Source organism: Bacillus cereus group sp. BfR-BA-01360 (assembly GCF_022663595.1).
In the GTDB taxonomy this organism is placed as follows: Bacteria; Bacillota; Bacilli; order Bacillales; family Bacillaceae_G; genus Bacillus_A; species Bacillus_A cytotoxicus.
This window is the reverse complement of sequence record NZ_JAKUFV010000027.1, coordinates 23,776-44,866: the sequence shown is the minus strand read 5'-3', so window position 1 is coordinate 44,866 and position 21,091 is coordinate 23,776. Positions and strand designations below refer to the sequence as shown.

The window sequence follows — 21,091 nt, the reverse complement described above, 5'->3', positions numbered from 1 at the left end:
TATATCACAAGCAGAATCTTTCGTTATAATACAAATAAAACTTTGGGCACGATTGAATAGAAAAGAGGATATGAACATGAGAGCTATTTATATAACGGGGTATATGGGAGCAGGTAAAACGACAATTGGCAAGGCATTAAGTAAAGAGCTTGGTATTGACGTCATAGATACAGATCAGAAAATTGAAGAGAAGCAAGGGCGAGTGATTCGTGATATTTTTGCAAAAGAAGGAGAGCGTTCATTTCGGCAATATGAAAGTGAGATGCTTTGCTCATTACCAACGAAGGATGTAATTATTACAACAGGCGGTGGTATTGTTGAGCGCATAGAGAATCGCGAGTGGATGAAAGAGAATGGAACAGTTGTATATTTATATTGTGATCTTTATGTAATTGCAGATCGGCTGCATGAAGATATAACGCGCCCGCTATTTCAAAAGGAGAATGTCGAAGCTTTTGTAGCGAAGTTTGAAGAACGTCGTGCTTTTTATGAAGAGGCAGTGATACAGATTGATACGACAAATAAAAGTATACAAGAGGTTACGGAAGAAATTCTTCGTCGGATTAATTCATGAAAAAGTGGGTACACTATTCAAGTAGAGGTGATAAAAACATGTCTACTAATGATTATGTGCGTTTTGTAACGCAACAATTTGTATCTTATATGGATGCTCCAAAAGAGGATCGAAAACAGAAGAAAGAGCAGCGCCGTGCAGAAAAAGCGCCGTTTTTAAACAGATGGTTCGGTATGATGCCACTTAGTGCCGCTTTGCTTTATCAAAATGTTAAAAAGAAAAGAAAAAAATTAAGCTAATCACAATTGGAATCATTTACCGCTAGTAATTGCGGTAAATGGTATAGTACAATCTTTCTCGACGAGTATATACTTGTCATTAATTCGACAGATTTATACCTATAAAAATCCCCCAGCATGACACATGCCGGGGGATTTTTATATTTTACATTGACCCGTGTTCCTCAGTGACTGTGTGTATTTTATTGTTTACCCATACAAATCCGATACCGATACATATAGAGATTCCCCAACCGACAGCAGTCATAATTGCTCTCATTTCACCATATCCATCTACGCCGAAAACAGAAATGAAATAGATTTTTAAAAAGCTTTTCAAAATGAATTGGAGGCCAAAAAATAATGTTAAATATTGCAAGGCAGGATAGATGCGCTTATTGCGATACAGAGCACGACTTTTGTCACGATCATGTCCTTGCAGCGCGGCAATATCAGCTGCAAAATATAACATAAGTGGCTTCTTTATAAAAATTGTGCAAATCACAATGCACCCAAGTACGATATGATAATAGGCGTCATTCCAAAGCATTTTCTCAGCGGAACCGGATAATAAATCTACAGTTGTATTCGTGATAAGGGTGATGAGAATAAAGAAACCTGTAATATTGAACTGCCTTTCTTTTTTGAACGTGTACAGTGTATACAGAATACCTGGTACAGAAGAAATTAGCATTGCATAGTAGGGGTCAATATGTGCTTTTGCGAATTTCCAAATAAGAAAAGGAAAGACGAGATAAAAAACAATGTCGTATATAGCTTTTTTATTTTGATTCATTTTTGCCCTCCTTGATTTGTACCTATATTTTACAATAGAATGTTTGAATATTGTATAAGATTAACAAAAGAAATAAGAGGGCTTATTTGCAATTGATGAAAAGATTGTATCTAGCGTAGGGGATTTTTTTGTTGTATAATAATTAAAACGCTTTCATTCCTTCGGGTTGTTCACAAAATTGACGAAAATCTATGCTATTCTTATTGATATGTTATCTTATAATGAAACGAATCATCTATACATGCATACAATATTGTGAAAAAAATAACATAAATAATTTATATAAATATAAACGTTATCAAAAGGAGGGTGGAGACAATGAGTAAATTTTTCTTTAATCATAATCCAGCAACATTAGAGGACGGAAGGCTTGTAGAATATGCTGAAATTATTTACGGAGAAGGTGGCCGTTCGGTATTAGAAAATTTAATGGTGAAAGCATCTATTAGGTTACGTGATCGTTATCCAGACAAATCTGACGAGCAAATCTCTCACCTTGTAAATCAAGGATTGCATGATATGTTTCAGAAATATGTGAAGGAATAAGAGAAGTGAAATGCTTCTCTTATTTTTGTATAAGGAGAGCGATACTAGCTGACAATAAAATGAAGTAAAAAATATAAGAGGTGAAAGAGATGAGCAATGGAGTAGGGCGTTCAAAAAAGAATCTTCCGACAGATGCAAATCATGTAAGTGCAAAAGATCGAGCATATCAAAAGCGTATGACAGAGAAGCAGCAGCAAGAGCATAATGATGGTAGGAAATATAATGGAAAAATATAAGAAAAGCTCCTTCTTACATGAAGGGGCTTTTCTCTATGAAAGAAAATGGTTCGCTGTGACATAAAAGAGACCACCATTAATGATTTGCATTGTAATGCGAGGCTCGTATTGCTCCTTTAATGCTTGTTTTTCAATTTCGTAGCTTTCGGGTAGCTCCTCGCTTTCTTCGTAAAAGCGGTTTAGAAGTTCTAAATCATGATTCCAACGAATACGGGCTTCTTTTGCCCACGTATGATCATCAGTTTCAATCATATTTTTTAATGTATCTTCTATGCGTTGTAATCCGCTTTGCGGCTTAATAATTGGTGTAAGTGTAAAACAAAAATCAGGTATTTTTGGTGTTAAAGAAATCTTTGTTAATGTCTCGTGAAAATTTTTCACCATCGCTCCTGAAATCAGGTGAATGCCGATTGAGTGCAGCATATCTTTTTTACGATCACATTGGTAACATACTTTTACGTTTACACCAAGCCATGGGTGGAGGGGGGTATGTGCTGTACCGCTCCCTTTTGTATCTTCAAACAAGCGAATATACGATCCAAGTTCTTTTGTTGTTTGGAAAATTTGGTGCAGACGAGGTGAACCATAGTGAATGAGTTCACCTTCTTCTTCAGCATGATTTGGATCTGTAATAAGAGAGAGTTGCATCGGATTTGGTATGCCACCTGTTTTCTCAAGATAATGCCAATAAAAAGGACGATTCATTAAGCGTTTATCCATTTCAATGGTTAACTGAACATCCAATCGATGCGGTGAGCGCTGCAAAATTTCACAATCATTTGCTTTAAAAAAGTTCCATAAGTAATGATGAATTTCATGTTGCTGCATAGTCTTGCACCTCAGCTTCATTGCGCTTTGCAAAATCAATGATAGATGTTAAATTTTCCATTTTAATCCGAATCTCACCTTCGCTTTTTGATTCTGCAAAAATTTCTTCAATATGCGCATCGATATTTTGCATATTGATTCTTGTTAAAATTTCGTCGAGCTCACCAATGACGCGCTCAAATAAATTGATTTTTTCATATAATAGCTTCAAAATATGTTCTTCAACTGTATGTTTCGTAGCTAAATTGTAAATATGAACATCATTTTTTTGCCCAAGTCGGTGAATACGTCCGATGCGCTGTTCAAGTCGCATTGGATTCCAGGGCAAGTCGTAGTTAATCATATGATTACAAAACTGTAAGTTGATTCCCTCGCCACCTGCTTCAGTAGCGATGAGCACTTGTGCGTGCTGCTGGAATAATTCTTTCATCCAATCTTTTTTGCCGCGTTTAAATCCACCGCGAAATGGGACAGAAGAAATACCATGTTGTTTTAAGAACCATTGCAAGTACATTTGAGAGGCTCTATATTCTGTAAAGATAACGACTTTATCATTAATTTTTTTTATAAGTTCTAATGTTTGATTTGCTTTTGAGTTAAATGAAATATGATTAATTTTCTCCATTAGAACATCAATGTATGGGTCTGGTATGTAATTTGCGTTCTCTTTTTTTCTTTTTTCTACATATTTTTTTAATGAATAGTAAACAGCTTCCCGGCTGCTACATGCTTCTCGTTTTAAGGTTAAAGAGGAGAATGCAGAAGAAAAAGCATCTTGGCCTTTCCAATTTTCAATCGCGTGATATAGAGCTTTCTCCTCCTCATTAAAGTTAACAAAAATAGTTTGGACATGTCTTTTCGGCCAATCAATTCCCGTGCTATTTCTTCGATTTCGTACCATTACTTTATTAATGAGTGCTTTTAAGTCTTTATCTGACTCTGGTGAGCGGTTTTTTGAAGCATAATATTCTTCAAAGTTAGACTGATTCCCTAAATGACCTGGTTTTAATAAAGAAACGAGATTAAAGATTTCCTCAATCTTATTTTGCACAGGTGTCGCCGTTAGTAATAAGCAAAATTTCTTCTTTAAACGTTGTGCAAATTCATAGTTTTTTGTTTTATTATTTTTGAGTTTATGTGCTTCATCAATAATGATGAGATCGTATTCTAAATTTAAAATAATATCACGATGCGGAGAGCGCTTCGCTGTATCAATGGATGACACAATAACATCTGCTTGTTCCCACGAGTAACTTTTTCTTTGAGCGACTGCAGGGATAAAAAATTTTGTATTGAGTTCGTATGACCATTGAGAAACAAGGGAAGCTGGCACAAGAATAAGTACTTTTTTCACAAGACCACGTACCATATATTCTTTTAAAATAAGCCCGGCTTCAATTGTTTTTCCGAGTCCTACCTCATCTGCTAGTATCGCTTTCCCGTTCATTTGTTCAATCACCGTTTGCGCGACTTCTAATTGATGAGGAAGCGGAGTGAAATGCGGTAAATGCTTTGGTGCTTGTAGACCATCAAATGTAGGAACAAGTAGCGATTGTTCTGTTTTATAGGCTAAATCATATAAATTCCAATTCGTCCATGGACCGTCTTCATCGATTCTCTTTAAAAAGTCATTTTGCCATGCTCGATCTACGGAAATATTGACATTCATGAAAACTCTCCCACCTTCTATAAATTGAAACATTTTTTGCTGCACTTTTTACCTTTACATACTAAATTCTATTATTTTGAGGTAAAGATGCACTTATAAATAATGAGGATGAAAAATTCTAAATTATTTTTTATGCTAGAATATTGATGAAATAGATCGAAAAATGTTAGGATAATGGTGTGAAATGTGTGGAATCTTTCGTATTTTATCCAAGAAAGTACTTTTTTATTTACGCTTTCATAAAAAAACATATTGAGATTCCGTATATCCCATCTTTTCAAAATAAAAAATGTTTAGATAAGGGAAGCCAACTTTTATTGATTTGTCATAGACAGCATAAGGGGGAAGGAACATGATTACATTACAACGTACACCGCTATTTGATGTATATGCGAAGTATGGTGGGAAAACAATCGACTTTGGTGGTTGGGAATTACCAGTTCAATTTTCAAGCATTAAAGAAGAGCATGAAGCTGTTCGTACAGCAGCAGGCCTTTTTGATGTATCTCACATGGGAGAAGTAGAAGTAACAGGTGCAGATAGTTTAGCATTTTTACAACGCGTTGTTACAAATGACGTCTCTACCTTAAAGGTAGGAGGCGCGCAATATACAGCAATGTGTTACGAAAATGGTGGTACTGTAGATGATTTATTAATCTACAAACGTGGTGAAGAAGACTACTTATTAGTAATCAATGCATCGAATATCGAGAAAGATTACGAATGGTTAGCAAGTCATGTCATTGGCGATACGAAAGTGGTCAATGTTTCTAATGAAATTGCACAACTTGCAATTCAAGGACCAAAAGCAGAAGGCATTTTACAAAAAGTTGTGTCAGAAGATTTAAAAGAAATTAAGTTCTTTAAATTTAAAAATGATGTTCTTGTAGATGGCATTCCAGCACTTGTATCTCGCACAGGGTATACAGGAGAAGATGGATTTGAAATTTACTGTAAGAGTGAAGATGCTATAAAAATTTGGGAGAAACTTCTTGAAGTTGGAGAAGAAGACAGCTTAAAGCCATGTGGTTTAGGAGCTCGTGATACGCTTCGCTTTGAAGCAACGCTTCCGCTTTATGGCCAAGAATTATCAAAAGATATTACACCGATTGAAGCTGGAATTGGCTTTGCTGTCAAAACGAATAAAGAGGCAGATTTCTTTGGAAAAGAAGTATTAAAAGAATATAAAGAAAACGGTGCACCTCGTAAATTAGTTGGCATCGAAGTAATTGAACGCGGTATTCCGCGTACGCATTATCCTGTGTATGTAGGAGAAGAAAAAATTGGGGAAGTAACAAGTGGTACACAATCTCCAACGTTAAAAAAAAGCATCGGTTTGGCATTAATTGATGTAAAATATGCAGCAATTGATACAGAAGTAGAAATTGAAATTCGAAAAAAACGCGTGAAAGCAGTAGTTGTTCCAACACCATTTTATAAACGTTCAAAGTAACCTGGAGAGGGGTAGATTTCATGTTGCATCGTTATCTTCCAATGACAGAAGAAGACAAAAAAGAAATGTTAGAAACGATCGGTGTTCAAACCATTGATGAATTATTTTCTGATATTCCAGAAAGTGTTCGTTTTAAAGGGGATTTAAAAATTAAACAAGCAAAGTCAGAACCAGAGCTTTTAAAAGAGCTATCTGGACTTGCTCGTAAAAATGCTAACTTAAAAGAATACGCTTCTTTCCTAGGAGCAGGTGTATATGACCATTATGCACCCGTAATTGTGGATCATGTTCTTTCCCGTTCAGAATTTTATACAGCGTATACACCATATCAACCAGAGATTTCACAAGGGGAATTACAGGCAATTTTTGAATTCCAAACAATGATTTGTGAATTAACGGGAATGGATGTAGCAAACTCCTCTATGTATGACGGAGGTACAGCGTTAGCAGAAGCTGCCATGTTAGCAGCAGGCCATACTCGTAAAAAGAAAATTCTTGTTTCTAAAGCAGTTCATCCAGAATCAAGAGCAGTACTAGAAACATATGCAAAAGGACAACATCTTGAAGTAGTTGAAATTGATCATAAAGATGGTGTAACAAATTTAGACGGATTACAAAGTGAAATGGATGATACTGTGGCTTGTGTAATCGTTCAATATCCAAACTTCTTTGGACAAATTGAAAAGTTAGCTGATATTGAAAAGATTGTCCATGAGCAAAAAGCATTATTTATTGTATCTTCAAACCCACTATCATTAGGGGTATTAACACCTCCAGGGAAATTTGGAGCTGATATTGTAATCGGTGATGCACAGCCATTTGGCATTCCAACACAATTTGGTGGACCGCATTGCGGTTACTTCGCAACAACGAAAGCATTTATGCGTAAAATTCCAGGACGTCTTGTCGGACAAACTGTAGATACAGAGGGTAAACGTGGTTTTGTATTAACATTGCAAGCTCGTGAACAGCATATCCGTCGTGATAAAGCGACATCTAATATTTGCTCTAACCAAGCGTTAAATGCATTAGCTGCATCAGTGGCAATGACTGCACTTGGAAAACGAGGTGTAAAGGAAATGGCACGTCAAAACATTTCTAAAGCACAATATGCTAAACGCCAATTTGAAGAAAAAGGTTTCAAAATAGTATTTACTGGGCCGTTCTTCAATGAATTTGTTGTGGATTGCAAGCGCCCGGTAAAAGAAATAAACGACACTTTATTGCAAAAGGGTATAATCGGTGGTTATGATTTAGGTCGCGATGATGAAAAATTAGTAAATCATATGCTTGTAGCAGTAACAGAGCTTCGGACAAAAGCAGAAATTGACACACTTGTAAACGAAATGGGGGCTATCCAATGAAGAACCAAGACCAAGCACTTATTTTTGAAATGAGTAAAGAAGGGCGCGTAGGATATAGCTTACCCCAATTGGATGTAGAGGAAGTAAAATTAGAAGATGTGTTTGAGAACAATTATATTCGAGCAGAAGATGCAGAACTTCCAGAAGTATCTGAACTGGATATTATGCGTCATTACACAGCGCTTTCAAACCGTAACCACGGCGTTGACTCTGGATTTTATCCTCTTGGGTCTTGTACGATGAAATACAATCCAAAAATCAATGAAAACGTGGCACGTTTCCCAGGCTTTGCAAATATTCATCCGCTTCAAGATGAAAAGACCGTGCAAGGGGCAATGGAATTAATGTACGATTTACAAGAGCATTTAGTTGAAATTACTGGTATGGATGCTGTAACACTTCAACCAGCAGCTGGTGCACATGGAGAATGGACAGGATTAATGTTAATTCGTGCATACCATGAAGCAAATGGTGACCATAATCGTACAAAAGTTATTGTCCCAGACTCAGCGCATGGAACAAATCCAGCATCTGCAACAGTAGCAGGCTTTGAAACAATTACCGTAAAATCAAATGAACATGGACTTGTTGACTTAGAAGATTTAAAACGCGTTGTGAATGAAGAAACAGCGGCGCTTATGTTAACAAATCCAAATACACTTGGTTTATTTGAAGAAAACATTTTAGAAATGGCAGAGATCGTTCATAATGCAGGTGGTAAATTATATTATGATGGTGCGAACTTAAATGCGGTATTAAGTCAAGCACGTCCGGGAGATATGGGATTTGATGTGGTGCATTTAAACCTTCATAAAACATTTACAGGTCCTCACGGAGGAGGTGGGCCAGGTTCTGGTCCAGTAGGTGTAAAAGAAGATTTAATTCCATTTTTACCAAAACCAATTTTAGAGAAAACAGAGAATGGATATCACTTCAATTATGATCGTCCGCAAGCAATTGGCCGCGTGAAGCCATTCTATGGAAACTTTGGTATTAACGTTCGTGCGTATACGTATATCCGTTCTATGGGGCCAGATGGATTGCGTGCAGTAACGGAAAACGCAGTATTAAATGCAAACTATATGATGAGAAGATTAGCACCATACTACGATCTTCCATTTGATAGACATTGCAAACATGAATTTGTATTGTCAGGACGTCGTCAAAAGAAACTTGGTGTACGTACACTTGATATCGCAAAACGTTTGCTTGATTTTGGTTACCATCCACCAACAATTTACTTCCCGTTAAATGTGGAAGAATGTATTATGATTGAGCCAACTGAAACCGAATCAAAAGAAACGTTAGATGGTTTCATTGATAAAATGATTCAAATTGCCAAAGAAGCAAAAGAGAATCCAGAGATTGTACAAGAAGCACCGCATACAACAGTGATTACACGTTTGGACGAAACGATGGCTGCTCGTAAGCCGATATTACGCTATCAAAAGCCAACTCCTGTACAAGTTTGATGATATGAAGAGAACTCGTTATATGCGAGTTCTTTTTTTAGAGTAATGATCTAGATTATATAAAAAGAATGTTGAAAATGTATCTTTTTTGTATTGCGATGTAGTAAAACGGGCGTTTTTTACATGTTTTTGGTGAAAAAGTCAGTTTGATAAATTTGTTTATTTTTGTTAGAATTTTATTGAAATTCATGAAACTTAAACGTGCAAATAAGTCATTTTTATGTATATGTGAAAAAACGAACAAGGTGGGTGGAATGATGGGCTATAGGTGTTATCGAATGGTATATTATTTAGAAAATGGAGAAACGATTAAAGATATAAAAGAATTTTGTTATCGAGATGATGTGAAAATGCTAGAGCGTGTGGCACATCGTGTGATGGATCATAAGGAAGTAACGGCAATCGATCAAAAAGGTACAATCATTTCAATCGCTTGTAATGATATTGTAAAGATTGAGTTGGATTACATACAGTAAAGTTAACCTTGAGTCATATTGAATTATTCGTTAAAATATACTGTTGAATGGTGAAGCGAGAAGAGAGGAGTTTATCATGGGTAGTACAAGACACTTTTATATGTTTATTGTGGCGTTTGTGCTTGTTGTAGCGTTGACAATTTATTTAATTGTTGATAGTAGCTGGTATAATACGGTACATCCGGCATTTCTAATTTTTATGTATGTTGGAATTGCGGTTGTTAGTTTTGGGATGAGAGATGAAATGTTAGATCGCTTTGAAAAGTGATACATATACAAAAGACCAACAGGAAATTGTTGGTCTTTTTTTCTTGCTAAAATATAAAATTATGTATATACTGTACATATAGAGTATATACAGTATATACATAATGGAGGGAAATATGAATATTATTATTTCAAATTCTTCCCCGGATCCGATTTATGAACAAATTAGTAAGCAATTGCGGCAGCTTATTTTAAATGGAGGTCTAAAGGGAGGAGAACAATTACCATCAATTCGTAGTTTAGCAAAAGAATTGCAAATTAGTGTGATTACGACGAAACGTGCTTATGAAGAACTTGAAAAAGAAGGGTATATTGAAACAGTTGCAGGAAAAGGAACTTATGTATCAGAGAAAAATAGCGAGCTGATTCGGGAGCAACGTTTGCGTTTATTGGAGAGTAAAGTGGAGGAAGTTGTAAATGAGAGCAAGCTTCTTCAGCTTTCATTCGAAGAACTAGAGCAGATGATTGCTTGTTTATATAAGGGGGAATAAAAAGATGTTAGAGTTAAAAGATGTATGTAAAAATTATCAAGGATTTGCAGTGAAAAATGTAAGTTTTACATTGCCGCGCGGATATATTATGGGGTTTATCGGACCAAATGGTGCTGGGAAAAGTACAACTATTAAAATGATTATGAATTTAGTTAGAAGAGATGGTGGTGATATAAAAATCTTCGGCAAGGACAATAAAAAAGCTGAAAAAGAAATTAAGCAAAATATAGGTTTTGTATATGATGAAAATCAATATTATGAAGATATAACATGTGAACAAATGAAGCGAATTATCGCACCACTATATAAAAAATGGGATGAAGAGAAGTACCAATCCTATATGGAGCGATTACAAGTTCCAAAAAATAAAAAGATTAAGCAGTTATCAAAAGGGATGAAAATGAAGTTTGCAATTGCGATGGCGCTATCACATCATGCAGAGCTGATTATTATGGATGAACCAACATCAGGGTTAGATCCAGTTGTACGCAGTGAACTACTTGATATGCTCCAAGAAATTGTGATGGAAGAAGAAATATCTGTTCTATTCTCAACACATATTACAACCGATTTAGAGCGTATTGCGGATTACATTACATTTATCAACGATGGTGAAATTGCTTTTACGGGAGAGAAAGATGAAATATTAGAAAGTTATGTCATCGTAAAAGGAAGTAATGATTTACTAGATCCAGAAGGAAAAGAACTTTTCATCGGGTTACGGAAAAATAAATTTGGTTTCGAAGGATTGGCGAGGGATAAACAAGCGGTGATTGATTGGTTTGGTGAAGAGGTTATATTTGAAAAGCCAACTTTGGATGATATTGTTGTGTATACGGCGAAGGGGAGCGGTGTTTATGCGTCAACTCATATATAAAGATTTATTCTTTTTTCGAGTAGTTTGGCTAGTTTATGTTATTGTGCCATTCATATTTTTTGGGTTGAATCCGGATGGAGAAAAACTGTTTCCAGCAAGTTGCTTACTTATAACAGCTACTTCCTCTACGGTATTAATAGCAATCGATGAAAGAAATAAAAGCGGCGTAATGTTAAACAGTTTACCAGTAAGCCGGAAGGAAATTGTTATTGCCAGATATATTTCCAGTGCAATATTTGTTATTGGTGGAATGATTGCAACCATGTTGGCTGTTTTTCTTGTAAGAAGTATCGCTGGAATTGGAGATATTGGTATATATCATCCTAGTTTATATATTGAAATTCCATGGTATATAGTGGCAAGAGGCTTATTATTTTCAGTTATTTTTATTGTGACATTACTTCCTAGTTATTATGGAGTTGGGTCAAAAGTAGTACGTGGAATTTGTACGGGAATAACGACGGGAATCGGTATTTTAATTGGGATGTTTATGACTGACAGATGGAATCAAGGATCATCATTCAGTAATTGGATTATGGCTCCGGCACATATTGGAATGATTATTCTAGGAGGAATTGTATTAGCTAGTATATATATCACATCTATGTTTATAACCATTCGAATGTATGAAACGCGTGACATATAGGGAGGAATGTGTATGCAACAGTTAATTTTGAAGGATATTTTTTTACAGAGAACAATTTTTCTAATCTGCTTTATTTTTCCTTTTTATGGAATGCTAAAACAGTCTATTGAACCGTATCAGTTAGCGACTGTTTGTTTTGCTACTTGTCTGTTCATGATTTCATTTTCTATAGTAACTGAAGAGAAAAATAGTACAGAAAAAATATTAGTAAGTTTACCTTGTACGCGGAAGGAAATTGTCATTGCTAAATATATATCGACAGCATTTTTTATTATGGCTGGTTTCATAATTACATGTGTTTTGTTAATAGTACCTGTACTACTATTCAGAGATCATATCAATATTCCGTGGTATGCATTATTGATAGCGGGTTTCTTTTCTATTCTTTATGCTGCCATGATTCTTCCTATGAAATATAGCGGGAATAAACAAATGCTCACTATTTTTGGAATCGTTATACTTTTTCCTATATTTGGTTTACAAGGATTCATGTGTAATGTATTTGCTGAGGAAAGGCTTATGTTAATGTTTTTTCAATCTTCCAATGTGATGCTAGTCATAAGTATTTTAAGTATAGTGGCATGGATGAGCTATTTCATTTCAATGTTTGTTTCAATTATCATATTTAAACAAAGGGAATTTTAGAGTGTAGTCCGTTTAAAGGGAAGAAAGGTGTCTTACTTGCAGACACCTTTTTTCAGTAATGACAATAGGAAAGCAGCAGTTTATAAACAAAAACGTTATTCGATGTTTCATTCGGAGTGTGTAATAGAAAGCTGAAAAAAATAATAAGAAAAAGAAATAGAAAAAATAAAAATAGAATATGTTTATGTACGGAATTTTGCATATAATCAGCTCCTTTTTGTATAGTATGTCCAAAAGAAAAAGAGATATGATAGAGCGATAAAAGCTAAAAAGGAAATAGCGATAGGAAATTGATATTAGTGGTGTCATTGTTGGAATAGTATGTTGTATCCTGCTATTTTAGAGCAGTAAGACGCCCGCCTCAAGATTCGGAGGGAAACGAAGAGGGATGAAGAACCATCCACTGATTAAAATTTCACTTGAGCGCATCCGATTATAATAAGAAATCGAATCATAATAATAAAAAAGAACAGTTACTTCTGTTTAGAAGAGCTGTCCTTTTTAAATAAATTGTTCCAAAGTTTAGCGATACTCCAAATGATTATGATAAGGATGGATGCAACAATCGAACACACGATGGATATCACTTTAAGAGTCATGTCTGGAAAAAACGTAAGAATTGCAATCACTTTATGAAATAGCCATTCAATGATATGAAAGCTGATTTGTAGTAAAATGGCGATACTAAGAATGAATATTGTTCTAATTTGTTTCCCTTTTTCTTTCCACATGACTGTCATCTTACATTAGCTCAATAATTTTAAGCCAATTGCACCGCATACAATGCAGCTTAAAAAGACAAGGCGGCGCCAATCGGCTGATTCATGGAAAATGAGGATACCTAAGAGTGCGCTTCCCGCTGTTCCTATTCCTGTCCAAATTGCATAAGCTGTTCCCATCGGTAAAACGTTCATAGCAAGCGATAAAAAGAAGAAGCTTATGCCAAAGTTGGCGATTAAAATAAGTTTTGGGAGCCAGCCTTTCTTCTTCGTAGCTATTTTCATAAACAATACACCAGTAACTTCACAAATACCAGCAAGAATTAAAAATACCCACGCCATTTTATGCTACCTCCTTCTCTTTTTTTTCTTCACCTGTTACTTGTTTTAAGCCGATTACGCCAACGAAGATTAAAGCGATAAATAAAATTTTTACAATGGAAACAGGTTCACCGAAGATGAAAATCTCTGTGAGAACGATACCGCCAGCGCCAATTCCGGTAAACACAGCGTAGACGGTTCCAACAGGTAAATCTTTATAAGCTTTAAATAACAGGATAAAACTCATTGCAATGATAAGAACAACACCAATCCATTCTAGTGGTGCCTCCGCATGTTTTAGTCCAATCACCCAAAAAATTTCAATGATACCAGCTAAAATGACATAAATCCAAGCCACATATAATCCTCCTTCCTACCAGTCGTTAGGTAAAGGGCTGAAAAATGACGCATTGCGAAAAGCAATCCGTCATTTTGAAAGACCGCGCCAAAATACACTCCATGAGGCTTTTAAACGGGTCTCAAAGCGATTGAAACCAGCATATAATAGTTCGACCATAAGGCCATCTAGTAAGCATAAATAAGCTTCTAAAGCGTCCTTTATTTCAATGTTATGCAATTCACCTTGTTCATTTGCCCGTTTGAATATCGGGAATAAAATTTCTCTAATTTTTTCAATGTGAGCATTTGCTTTTTCGATAATTTGTTCGCGAAATGCATCAGGTGGAAAATAAGAAGTTCGCAGCCAAAACATGGATTCTTCACTTTCACCGAAACGTTTTGCGTAACCTTTTAGAAGATTTATAAGCAATGTTTCAGTGGGAGATTCTGAAAGGAATTCTATATCATCTGTAAAGCATTGTAAGTCTTTTTGTAAAGCTTCTTCTAAACAGATGAAATAGAGCTCTTCCTTCCCTTTAAAATGTGCATAAATTGATGGTTTTTTAATTCCGACCTTTTGTGCGATATTTGCTAATGAGGTTCCTTCATAGCCGTAGCGTGCGAAATGAGAAAGTGCCACAGCTTTAATACGGTTTGCTGTCATTTTTCATCCCCTACCTACCGTTCGTTAGTTTAATTGTATAAGAGAATCGTTTGAAAGTCAATGCGCCGAATGAGAAAAAGAGTACTCATTTCAGCACTCTTTATACCGTTTTTCGTTCGATTAAATGGAATGGAAGTTCTTCCGCATAGCCTGCAATTTGTTCAGCTTGCATTTGCTTATGAAATAAAGAAAAAGCACGGGCGCCCATTGTGAGTCCGGGATGCTCAATTGTTGTGATTTCAAGTGCTTTGGAAACCTCGTGATTATCGAAGCCAAGAACAGCTAAGTCCTCTGGAATATGCAATCCTTGTTTTTTTGCCTCTGTTACTAAACCAGCAGCGACTTGATCATTAGCAGCAAAAATAGCGGTTGGGCGCTCTTTCATATTTAACATGCGTTGTAAGACTTTCGCACCATCTTGCATCGTGTAACATTGATAAAACATCCAATCAGGTTGCACTCTTCTTTGAGCAGTTTGAAGAACATCAGCAAAAGCTTTTTCACGCTGTAAGGTACTTATACTTTTTCGTCTTGCTAGGCAGACACCGATCCGTGTATGTCCTTTATTTAGTAAATAGTTTGTACCGATGCGAAAGCCTTCATAATGATCCACATAGACAGAGGAAATAAGAGGATGTGTTAGTTTTTCACATGAGACGATAGGTGCAAATTTGGAATAAGGTTCGATTTGCTCCCAAGAACTTGTTCGGGAACATATAATCATGCCATCAAATTGTTTCATTTTCATCATTTCAAGGACGCGAATTTCTTCGATACTATCATAATTTGTTTGGCATAAATTGATATGATATCCGGCGATTAAAGCTTCATTTCCAATTCCTTCAATAATCGTACTGAAGTAGGGGAGGTTGATAAAAGGAAGCATGACACCAACTGTAAATGTTTTTCCTTTTATTAGATGAATGGCGTTTATATTCTTTGCATAATTTAATTGTTCTACAGCATGTAATACACGTTCACGCTTTTCTTGACTCACATAAGGATGGTCATTTAATACACGAGAAACGGTTGTTATAGATACACCAGCAGTTTGTGCAATTTGTTTTATATTTACCATGAGTATCACCTCTATCTGTATTATAAAGGGAAATATGTAAGAATGGAAAAAATAGTGAAAAAGACTTGACCTGAAAAGCTTTTCACAAACTATGGTATAAGAAAGGCTTTCTGTTATTCGCGTAACCTTTTCATTTGGGGCGTGAGAATAGCAGGGAGTCTTTTTTGTCTTAAAATTTAATGTCAAAATGTGTGAGAATAAAGAGGAAAGTTTTCAAAGGAGCCCCAGAACAAAAGACGAATAGGAACAATAATGAACGCTATATTCGCTAAGAAATCGATAGGAAAGGGCTGAAACAGGTTGAAAAAAGCACTCGTTTGCTTCATGATTTCTAGTGTATTTATTAGTGCATGTGCATTTCAGCAAACGGTAAAGGAAGATAAACAATTTGTGGAGACAACAGGTGGGGGAGCGGACAGAGTGTTTGGTCCCATGTTAGTAAAAGATATTCCAAACTATTTTCCAGTATCATTTAAAGTTCCGACTTTTTTACCATACGACATGATGGATGATGCCAAAGCAGAAGTGAGGAAGATTGGAAAGGAAAAAGCGGTCTTAACGATTAAATATAAACAACAAGAGCGGGGAAGAAAGGACTATATAGAGTTAACAGTCGCTAATTTTTCTTATAGCTTCCCATATATTGTAGAACAAAATCGATTTCAAGAACAAATACGATTAAATAATGGAGTGACGGCTTATTTTAAAAATAAAGATGACGGGGAAAGAGAAGAGGAATTTGCAACGCTTATTTGGAAAGAAAAAGAACTTGAATATCAACTATTATATCGAAATACATTCGTACAGCAAGAAAGTGAAGTAATTAAGCGGAACTTACTATATATTGCTAACAATATGAAAAAAACTAGCTGAATATTTCAGCTAGTTTTTCCTATTATTTCTTTTTGATTTTGCCTGTCCATGTCTTAAATCCACCTTGCAATTGGTAGAAATCTTTGTAGCCTTTCTTTTTCAAGAATTGAGCTGCACGGCCTGTACGGAATCCACTTTGGCAATACAAATAAATCGGTTGATCTTTACGAAGTTCTTTGTAGCGAAGACGAATTTGTGATAGTGGAATGTTACGTGCACCTAAAATATGTCCAGCGTTATATTCATCCGCTTCACGAATATCGATAAGCTGTGCTTTACGGTATCCAGCGCGAAACTCTTCTTCTGAAAGTGTTTGAATTAATTTTTTTTGATAGAAATACATCCATACAGAGTAGCCGATAAATGCTAGAATGATGGCTAATATAATCATTAAGTTTGTTGACACGATTCTATCGCTCCCTTTTTTCTTATCCTACTTTCAATATTATAATGTCCATGTGTATTTATGCAACAGATACATTGGTTATAAGAAGAATTTTCGTATTCTTTCACAATTTTTGTCGAATTTGGTAGACTAGAAGATGTGAAAAATAATTGGTTATATGAGGTGCAGGATGGGAAAAGAAAAATGGTGTTATATTAACTCTGGTCAATGTTCACCGGCATTTAATATGGCGTTAGATGAATGTTTATTAAATTGGCAAAGTGAAAAGAAAATGCCGCCGACGATTCGTTTTTATGAGTGGGAAATTCCAACGTTAACGGTAGGATACTTCCAACGTGTGGAAAAGGATATTAATATGGATGTAGTAAAAGAAAAAAAATATGGCTTTGTACGTCGTCAAACAGGTGGTAGAGGTGTATTGCATGATAAAGAATTAACGTATAGTGTCATTGTATCTGAAGATCATCCAGAGATGCCAAAAACAGTGACAGAAGCGTACCGAGTTATTTCGCAAGGGCTATTAGAGGGATTTAAAGCACTTGGATTAGATGCATACTATGCAGTTCCAAAAACAGAAGCAGATCGTGAGAATTTAAAAAATCCACGCTCAGGAGTCTGTTTTGATGCGCCATCTTGGTATGAGATTGTTGTGGAAGGTAGAAAGATTGCGGGCAGTGCTCAAACACGTCAAAAAGGTGTGATTTTACAGCATGGGTCGATTCCGTTAGAAATTGATTTAGATGAGCTGTACGATCTATTTTTATTTCCAAATGAGCGCATGAAAGAGCGCATGAAGAGTATGTTTTCTTCTAAAGCGGTTGCAATTAATGAATTGACAGATCAAACATTTACAATTGAACAATTAATTGAAGCTTTTCATACTGGATTTGAAAAAGGTTTAAACATAGAATTGCTGCCATATACATTAACAGCAGAACAGCTTCATGAAGTAGAAACATTAGCAAAAGAAAAGTATGAAAGTGATGAATGGAATTATAAAAAATAAGGATATGGCTGTAGCCACATCCTTATTTTTTATAATAAATTAAGTACTTTTTCTACTTTGATTCCTTTTTCTTGTAAAGAGCGAAGACGATTTACAACGTCCATAATTTCTTTGTCAAATGTAACACTAATACCTTGATTTGTAAGCTCTTCTTTCAAACCTTCAACAGAATCATCTATGTCAATACCAAGTTCATAATCTTGGCAAACTTCGATTGCTTTTTTTACAAGCTTCACATAATTTTCTTGTAGTTTAGAATTTGTTTCAGTTAAAACAGGTTGTTTCGGTTTTGTAGGTGTAACGGGAACTGTTTCTTGTTTGGTAACCGGAGTAAACTCTTCTATTTTTACCGGCTTTGGAGCAGCTGGTTTTGTAACTGTTTCTACATGTACAGGCTTCGGTGTTGGTACCGGAGTAGGTCTTTTTGTTTCGACAGGAGCTTCTGCGCTAGGTTTTGGAGTAGCTGTAATTGCTTGTGGCATTGAAATCGCTACTTCTTCTTTTGGAGTTTCTTCAGCCGTTGCCTGTGCTATCGCCTCTTTGTTCTCCTTCGTCCACATTACACGTTCAATTTGCAAGGAAACATTATTTTTATTCATCGCTGTCAGTGTAACTTTACCAACTTCAGCGTTTCCTGAGAAATCAACAATTTTATAAATTACACTTTTGTTCCAATCTACTTTCCCGCTCAAGAATAATTCTTCGTTACATTTTGGCGTTAAGCCCTCGATTTTAATTTCTGCATTTACACCGTTTTCACTATATACCATAATTAGTGAAGCACTTACATCTTCGTCTGCTAACATTAATTCACGTACCATTTTGCCGGTGCGTACTTGCGTTTTCTTCTTAAGTGACATCAAATTTCTCCTCTCAAAATGAAGTAATAATAAAAAAATCATATAACGAAAAATAATTGCTCACGAAGAAATATGATACCGATAATAAAAGCATCACGTCAACAATTTACGTTAATTATTTTGCATTTTTCTTGTTTCTTTATGAAAATTTTTAATTTGTAAAATTAGACAGAAGAAAAAACAGCCTCTTTACAAGGCTGTTTGAAAAGTTTGCTTTTTTATATAGTTTGGCTTGTTTCATCTCTTGTCACGGCATTCTTTCTGGTGTATCATTTTATTGATTGCTTCGTACGGAATAAGCAAAATGAATGTGGATGGAGGAAACCGATGCCTACTCCTAGTATGGAAGATTATATTGAACAAATTTATTTGTTGATTGATGAAAAGGGTTATGCCCGTGTATCTGATATTGCTGAAGCGCTTAGTGTACATCCATCTTCTGTAACAAAAATGGTACAAAAATTAGACAAAGATGAATACCTAATTTATGAAAAATATAGAGGACTAGTATTAACAGCAAAAGGTAAAAAAATTGGAGAGCGTCTTGTATATCGCCATGAATTATTGGAGCAATTCATGCGTATTATCGGTGTGGATGAAAGTAAGATTTATAATGATGTGGAAGGGATTGAGCATCATTTAAGTTGGGAAGCGATTGACCGCATTGGGGATTTAGTACAATATTTTGAGGAAGATGATTTTCGAATTGAGACGCTTCGAGCTGTTCAAAAAGCAAATGGAGAACAAAGTAAGTAAAGGGAACAAATGCGTTTCCTTTTTTGTTTAGAAGGAAATGAAGCAAAAAGAAAACCGTATTTCCTAGAAGGAAGCACGGTCTTTCTTTTTATTTTTTTTACCTTCAATGACTGTTAAGTGAGATTGCTTTCGTTTTCGTTTTAATAAGGGAGAATTCCCCTTCTTTCCTTTATCGTCTGTATGATTTCGTTTTAAAAAAGATTTGCTTAGGGGTGCTACATTTTGCTTTCCGTATTTGCGGTTCGATTGTTTCGCAGCACGCTTGTAAGAGTTATGCGAATGGGCGGAACCACTAGAATTTGTAAACATTTTGTATAGCAAGTAAAAGATACCGAGAACAAGCAACATAAGGCCAATGTTTTGTAGCATCCCTATTGGATTTGTAATTGCTGAAGAAACAAGGCCGAATATTGCTAATCCAATAATAATGCTAACAAAAGCGAACATAAACGAACGACCGTTCATAAGGAACACCTCCTAAAAACATGTATTAAAATTAGTATATTAGCGATGAGGAAAGGAGTTGAACATCATTTTTTTATCATGATTGTTGTTTATTTTCTAACCGTAATAATTCGTGAAATGATGCGATTGCAACTTCAACTTGATCATCAGTAGGTTCCTTTGTTGTTAAAAGTTGAAGCCATAACCCAGGATATCCTAATACGCGTAAAATAGGAATATCACGTAATCGGTTGGTGAACTGTAAGACTTCAAAAGAAATTCCAAGAACGATTGGAATTAATAAAATACGATTTACAACTCGAACCCAAAGAGGATCTGTTGGAACAAGAAAGTAGACAAACATTCCGATAATTACGGTAAAGATAATAAAGCTACTACCGCATCGATAATGAAGACGAGTTTGCTTTTGAACATTTTTTACAGTTAACGGAAGGTTATTCTCATATGCATTAATCACTTTATGTTCTGCACCATGATATTGAAATACTCTCTTAATAAGTGGAGTTAAGGAAACAAAGTAGATATAGCCTAGCAACAATATAAGCTTAATCACGCTTTCAACGATAATTTGCCCAGTATGAGATGGGAAAATAGGTCGCGTTAATTCTGCTAATAGTGCAGGAATTGCTGTGAAAATCACTTTTCCAAATATGAACGATAACACTCCGACAGCTGCTACTCCTAATATCATCGTTAATTTTGATTGTTCTTTTTTCTTATTTGCAAGTTGTTGATCATCTTCTGGATGAACATCGAATCGCTCTGAGGCAAAGTTTAAATGCTTTGCTCCATTAGCACTTGCATCAATGATAGCGGCAATGCCTCGTAAAAATGGGATTTTTTTAAACACAGATGATATTTTATTACGAACGCGTGGCAATCGATAAAATTCGATTGTTTTGTCTTTACGACGAACCGCTGTAACAGTATATTCTCTACCGCCAAACATAACTCCTTCTATGACTGCTTGCCCGCCATATATTTGTTTTGACTGTTCTGACATGTTTAACACCAACCTGTATCCGTTTCTCTCTTGTGTAGAAAAG

Annotated in this window: 28 protein-coding genes; 16 read left to right on the top strand and 12 right to left on the bottom strand. The window is 35.5% G+C overall.

What is annotated here, in order from left to right; translation table 11 throughout:
• Nucleotides 1–76: 76 nt before the first annotated feature.
• Nucleotides 77–574 (top strand): shikimate kinase, encoded by a 498-nt coding sequence (locus MR056_RS19000; protein ID WP_087099123.1) that lies wholly within the window; start codon nt 77–79, stop codon nt 572–574.
• Between the two features lie 38 nt (nt 575–612).
• Entirely contained in the window at nt 613–813 is a 201-nt protein-coding gene (locus MR056_RS18995; protein ID WP_048723620.1) for a YqzE family protein, read from the top strand.
• A gap of 145 nt (nt 814–958) precedes the next feature.
• On the opposite strand, the gene MR056_RS18990 is transcribed toward MR056_RS18995, so the two are convergent.
• Entirely contained in the window at nt 959–1,588 is a 630-nt protein-coding gene (locus MR056_RS18990; protein ID WP_087099116.1) for a VC0807 family protein, read from the bottom strand.
• 318 nt (nt 1,589–1,906) lie between these two features.
• On the opposite strand from MR056_RS18990, the gene MR056_RS18985 reads away from it, so the two are divergent.
• Nucleotides 1,907–2,134, top strand: coding sequence for a hypothetical protein (locus MR056_RS18985; RefSeq protein ID WP_012095378.1), 228 nt, complete (start codon nt 1,907–1,909; stop codon nt 2,132–2,134).
• A gap of 89 nt (nt 2,135–2,223) precedes the next feature.
• Entirely contained in the window at nt 2,224–2,370 is a 147-nt protein-coding gene (locus tag MR056_RS18980) for a hypothetical protein (RefSeq protein WP_012095377.1), read from the top strand.
• Between the two features lie 33 nt (nt 2,371–2,403).
• On the opposite strand, the gene MR056_RS18975 is transcribed toward MR056_RS18980, so the two are convergent.
• A complete protein-coding gene (locus MR056_RS18975; RefSeq protein ID WP_012095376.1) occupies nt 2,404–3,198 on the bottom strand; it encodes a YqhG family protein in 795 nt (264 codons plus the stop codon).
• Entirely contained in the window at nt 3,185–4,867 is a 1,683-nt protein-coding gene (locus MR056_RS18970) for a DEAD/DEAH box helicase (protein ID WP_087095342.1), read from the bottom strand. Before MR056_RS18970 ends, MR056_RS18975 begins: the two co-directional genes overlap by 14 nt.
• Nucleotides 4,868–5,219: 352 nt before the next feature.
• Between MR056_RS18970 and gcvT the strand changes: the two genes are divergently transcribed.
• The 9 genes from gcvT to MR056_RS18925 all read left to right on the top strand — a co-directional run bounded on the left by gcvT (nt 5,220) and on the right by MR056_RS18925 (nt 12,558).
• Nucleotides 5,220–6,320 (top strand): glycine cleavage system aminomethyltransferase GcvT, encoded by a 1,101-nt coding sequence (gene gcvT / locus MR056_RS18965; protein WP_012095374.1) that lies wholly within the window; start codon nt 5,220–5,222, stop codon nt 6,318–6,320.
• Nucleotides 6,321–6,340: 20 nt separating this feature from the next.
• Nucleotides 6,341–7,684 (top strand): aminomethyl-transferring glycine dehydrogenase subunit GcvPA, encoded by a 1,344-nt coding sequence (gcvPA, locus tag MR056_RS18960; protein ID WP_087099114.1) that lies wholly within the window; start codon nt 6,341–6,343, stop codon nt 7,682–7,684.
• Nucleotides 7,681–9,156 carry an aminomethyl-transferring glycine dehydrogenase subunit 2 gene (gene gcvPB / locus MR056_RS18955; RefSeq protein WP_087099112.1) on the top strand — a complete coding sequence of 492 codons (1,476 nt, stop codon included), beginning with the start codon at nt 7,681–7,683 and terminating at the stop codon, nt 9,154–9,156. The genes gcvPA and gcvPB overlap by 4 nt, the downstream gene beginning before the upstream one ends.
• Nucleotides 9,157–9,413: 257 nt before the next feature.
• Entirely contained in the window at nt 9,414–9,632 is a 219-nt protein-coding gene (locus tag MR056_RS18950) for a DUF3929 family protein (RefSeq protein ID WP_041810008.1), read from the top strand.
• A gap of 76 nt (nt 9,633–9,708) precedes the next feature.
• Nucleotides 9,709–9,900, top strand: a complete 192-nt coding sequence (locus MR056_RS18945; protein ID WP_012095370.1) for a hypothetical protein — start codon at nt 9,709–9,711, stop codon at nt 9,898–9,900.
• Nucleotides 9,901–10,015: 115 nt separating this feature from the next.
• On the top strand, nt 10,016–10,390 hold the full coding sequence (locus tag MR056_RS18940) for a GntR family transcriptional regulator (RefSeq protein WP_012095369.1): 375 nt from the start codon (nt 10,016–10,018) through the stop codon (nt 10,388–10,390).
• Between the two features lie 4 nt (nt 10,391–10,394).
• Nucleotides 10,395–11,267: an ABC transporter ATP-binding protein gene (locus MR056_RS18935; protein WP_087099110.1), complete on the top strand. Its 873-nt coding sequence runs from the start codon at nt 10,395–10,397 to the stop codon at nt 11,265–11,267.
• Entirely contained in the window at nt 11,248–11,913 is a 666-nt protein-coding gene (locus MR056_RS18930; RefSeq protein ID WP_012095367.1) for an ABC-2 transporter permease, read from the top strand. Before MR056_RS18935 ends, MR056_RS18930 begins: the two co-directional genes overlap by 20 nt.
• 12 nt (nt 11,914–11,925) lie before the next feature.
• Complete coding sequence (locus MR056_RS18925) at nt 11,926–12,558, top strand: ABC-2 transporter permease (protein ID WP_087099109.1); 633 nt, start codon at nt 11,926–11,928, stop codon at nt 12,556–12,558.
• 473 nt (nt 12,559–13,031) lie between these two features.
• On the opposite strand, the gene MR056_RS18920 is transcribed toward MR056_RS18925, so the two are convergent.
• The 5 genes from MR056_RS18920 to MR056_RS18900 all read right to left on the bottom strand — a co-directional run bounded on the left by MR056_RS18920 (nt 13,032) and on the right by MR056_RS18900 (nt 15,679).
• Entirely contained in the window at nt 13,032–13,289 is a 258-nt protein-coding gene (locus tag MR056_RS18920) for a DUF3975 family protein (protein ID WP_087095335.1), read from the bottom strand.
• Nucleotides 13,290–13,304: 15 nt separating this feature from the next.
• Entirely contained in the window at nt 13,305–13,619 is a 315-nt protein-coding gene (locus MR056_RS18915) for a DMT family transporter (RefSeq protein ID WP_048723612.1), read from the bottom strand.
• A 1-nt stretch (nt 13,620) separates the two neighbouring features.
• On the bottom strand, nt 13,621–13,956 hold the full coding sequence (locus tag MR056_RS18910; protein ID WP_012095364.1) for a DMT family transporter: 336 nt from the start codon (nt 13,954–13,956) through the stop codon (nt 13,621–13,623).
• Nucleotides 13,957–14,025: 69 nt separating this feature from the next.
• Nucleotides 14,026–14,601, bottom strand: a complete 576-nt coding sequence (locus MR056_RS18905; RefSeq protein ID WP_087099107.1) for a TetR/AcrR family transcriptional regulator — start codon at nt 14,599–14,601, stop codon at nt 14,026–14,028.
• Between the two features lie 100 nt (nt 14,602–14,701).
• Entirely contained in the window at nt 14,702–15,679 is a 978-nt protein-coding gene (locus tag MR056_RS18900) for a LacI family DNA-binding transcriptional regulator (protein WP_087099105.1), read from the bottom strand.
• 324 nt (nt 15,680–16,003) lie between these two features.
• Here MR056_RS18900 and MR056_RS18895 point away from each other — a divergent pair, with 324 nt between their 5' ends.
• Nucleotides 16,004–16,552 (top strand): hypothetical protein, encoded by a 549-nt coding sequence (locus MR056_RS18895; RefSeq protein WP_041810533.1) that lies wholly within the window; start codon nt 16,004–16,006, stop codon nt 16,550–16,552.
• 22 nt (nt 16,553–16,574) lie between these two features.
• On the opposite strand, the gene MR056_RS18890 is transcribed toward MR056_RS18895, so the two are convergent.
• Nucleotides 16,575–16,958, bottom strand: a complete 384-nt coding sequence (locus tag MR056_RS18890; protein WP_012095360.1) for a rhodanese-like domain-containing protein — start codon at nt 16,956–16,958, stop codon at nt 16,575–16,577.
• A gap of 169 nt (nt 16,959–17,127) precedes the next feature.
• Between MR056_RS18890 and MR056_RS18885 the strand changes: the two genes are divergently transcribed.
• Entirely contained in the window at nt 17,128–17,964 is an 837-nt protein-coding gene (locus MR056_RS18885; protein WP_012095359.1) for a lipoate--protein ligase family protein, read from the top strand.
• Nucleotides 17,965–17,993: 29 nt separating this feature from the next.
• Here MR056_RS18885 and MR056_RS18880 read toward each other — a convergent pair whose 3' ends face one another.
• Nucleotides 17,994–18,824, bottom strand: a complete 831-nt coding sequence (locus MR056_RS18880; protein WP_048723609.1) for a hypothetical protein — start codon at nt 18,822–18,824, stop codon at nt 17,994–17,996.
• A gap of 327 nt (nt 18,825–19,151) precedes the next feature.
• Between MR056_RS18880 and mntR the strand changes: the two genes are divergently transcribed.
• The gene (mntR, locus tag MR056_RS18875) at nt 19,152–19,580 is read left to right on the top strand and encodes a transcriptional regulator MntR (protein ID WP_012095357.1); all 429 of its coding nucleotides are present in this window, start codon (nt 19,152–19,154) and stop codon (nt 19,578–19,580) included.
• Between the two features lie 63 nt (nt 19,581–19,643).
• Here the strand turns inward: mntR and MR056_RS18870 are convergent, their stop codons facing one another.
• Entirely contained in the window at nt 19,644–20,045 is a 402-nt protein-coding gene (locus MR056_RS18870; RefSeq protein WP_012095356.1) for an SA1362 family protein, read from the bottom strand.
• Nucleotides 20,046–20,121: 76 nt separating this feature from the next.
• The gene (locus MR056_RS18865; RefSeq protein ID WP_048723608.1) at nt 20,122–21,048 is read right to left on the bottom strand and encodes a DUF1385 domain-containing protein; all 927 of its coding nucleotides are present in this window, start codon (nt 21,046–21,048) and stop codon (nt 20,122–20,124) included.
• Nucleotides 21,049–21,091 lie beyond the last annotated feature (43 nt).

Excerpts from the sequence above, each read along its gene's own strand:
- gcvPB (WP_087099112.1), top strand. The coding sequence starts at position 7,681 with ATGAAGAACCAAGACCAAGCACTTATTTTTGAAATGAGTAAAGAAGGG.
- mntR (WP_012095357.1), top strand. The coding sequence starts at position 19,152 with ATGCCTACTCCTAGTATGGAAGATTATATTGAACAAATTTATTTGTTG.
- MR056_RS18940 (WP_012095369.1), top strand. The coding sequence starts at position 10,016 with ATGAATATTATTATTTCAAATTCTTCCCCGGATCCGATTTATGAACAA.
- MR056_RS18905 (WP_087099107.1), bottom strand. The coding sequence starts at position 14,601 with ATGACAGCAAACCGTATTAAAGCTGTGGCACTTTCTCATTTCGCACGC.
- MR056_RS18985 (WP_012095378.1), top strand. The coding sequence starts at position 1,907 with ATGAGTAAATTTTTCTTTAATCATAATCCAGCAACATTAGAGGACGGA.
- gcvT (WP_012095374.1), top strand. The coding sequence starts at position 5,220 with ATGATTACATTACAACGTACACCGCTATTTGATGTATATGCGAAGTAT.
- MR056_RS18945 (WP_012095370.1), top strand. The coding sequence starts at position 9,709 with ATGGGTAGTACAAGACACTTTTATATGTTTATTGTGGCGTTTGTGCTT.
- MR056_RS18920 (WP_087095335.1), bottom strand. The coding sequence starts at position 13,289 with ATGTGGAAAGAAAAAGGGAAACAAATTAGAACAATATTCATTCTTAGT.
- MR056_RS18870 (WP_012095356.1), bottom strand. The coding sequence starts at position 20,045 with ATGAACGGTCGTTCGTTTATGTTCGCTTTTGTTAGCATTATTATTGGA.
- MR056_RS18930 (WP_012095367.1), top strand. The coding sequence starts at position 11,248 with ATGCGTCAACTCATATATAAAGATTTATTCTTTTTTCGAGTAGTTTGG.
- MR056_RS18880 (WP_048723609.1), bottom strand. The coding sequence starts at position 18,824 with ATGTCACTTAAGAAGAAAACGCAAGTACGCACCGGCAAAATGGTACGT.
- MR056_RS18980 (WP_012095377.1), top strand. The coding sequence starts at position 2,224 with ATGAGCAATGGAGTAGGGCGTTCAAAAAAGAATCTTCCGACAGATGCA.
- MR056_RS18950 (WP_041810008.1), top strand. The coding sequence starts at position 9,414 with ATGGGCTATAGGTGTTATCGAATGGTATATTATTTAGAAAATGGAGAA.
- MR056_RS18925 (WP_087099109.1), top strand. The coding sequence starts at position 11,926 with ATGCAACAGTTAATTTTGAAGGATATTTTTTTACAGAGAACAATTTTT.
- MR056_RS18885 (WP_012095359.1), top strand. The coding sequence starts at position 17,128 with ATGGGAAAAGAAAAATGGTGTTATATTAACTCTGGTCAATGTTCACCG.
- MR056_RS19000 (WP_087099123.1), top strand. The coding sequence starts at position 77 with ATGAGAGCTATTTATATAACGGGGTATATGGGAGCAGGTAAAACGACA.
- MR056_RS18995 (WP_048723620.1), top strand. The coding sequence starts at position 613 with ATGTCTACTAATGATTATGTGCGTTTTGTAACGCAACAATTTGTATCT.
- gcvPA (WP_087099114.1), top strand. The coding sequence starts at position 6,341 with ATGTTGCATCGTTATCTTCCAATGACAGAAGAAGACAAAAAAGAAATG.
- MR056_RS18865 (WP_048723608.1), bottom strand. The coding sequence starts at position 21,048 with ATGTCAGAACAGTCAAAACAAATATATGGCGGGCAAGCAGTCATAGAA.
- MR056_RS18970 (WP_087095342.1), bottom strand. The coding sequence starts at position 4,867 with ATGAATGTCAATATTTCCGTAGATCGAGCATGGCAAAATGACTTTTTA.
- MR056_RS18900 (WP_087099105.1), bottom strand. The coding sequence starts at position 15,679 with ATGGTAAATATAAAACAAATTGCACAAACTGCTGGTGTATCTATAACA.
- MR056_RS18990 (WP_087099116.1), bottom strand. The coding sequence starts at position 1,588 with ATGAATCAAAATAAAAAAGCTATATACGACATTGTTTTTTATCTCGTC.
- MR056_RS18935 (WP_087099110.1), top strand. The coding sequence starts at position 10,395 with ATGTTAGAGTTAAAAGATGTATGTAAAAATTATCAAGGATTTGCAGTG.
- MR056_RS18915 (WP_048723612.1), bottom strand. The coding sequence starts at position 13,619 with ATGGCGTGGGTATTTTTAATTCTTGCTGGTATTTGTGAAGTTACTGGT.
- MR056_RS18975 (WP_012095376.1), bottom strand. The coding sequence starts at position 3,198 with ATGCAGCAACATGAAATTCATCATTACTTATGGAACTTTTTTAAAGCA.
- MR056_RS18895 (WP_041810533.1), top strand. The coding sequence starts at position 16,004 with ATGATTTCTAGTGTATTTATTAGTGCATGTGCATTTCAGCAAACGGTA.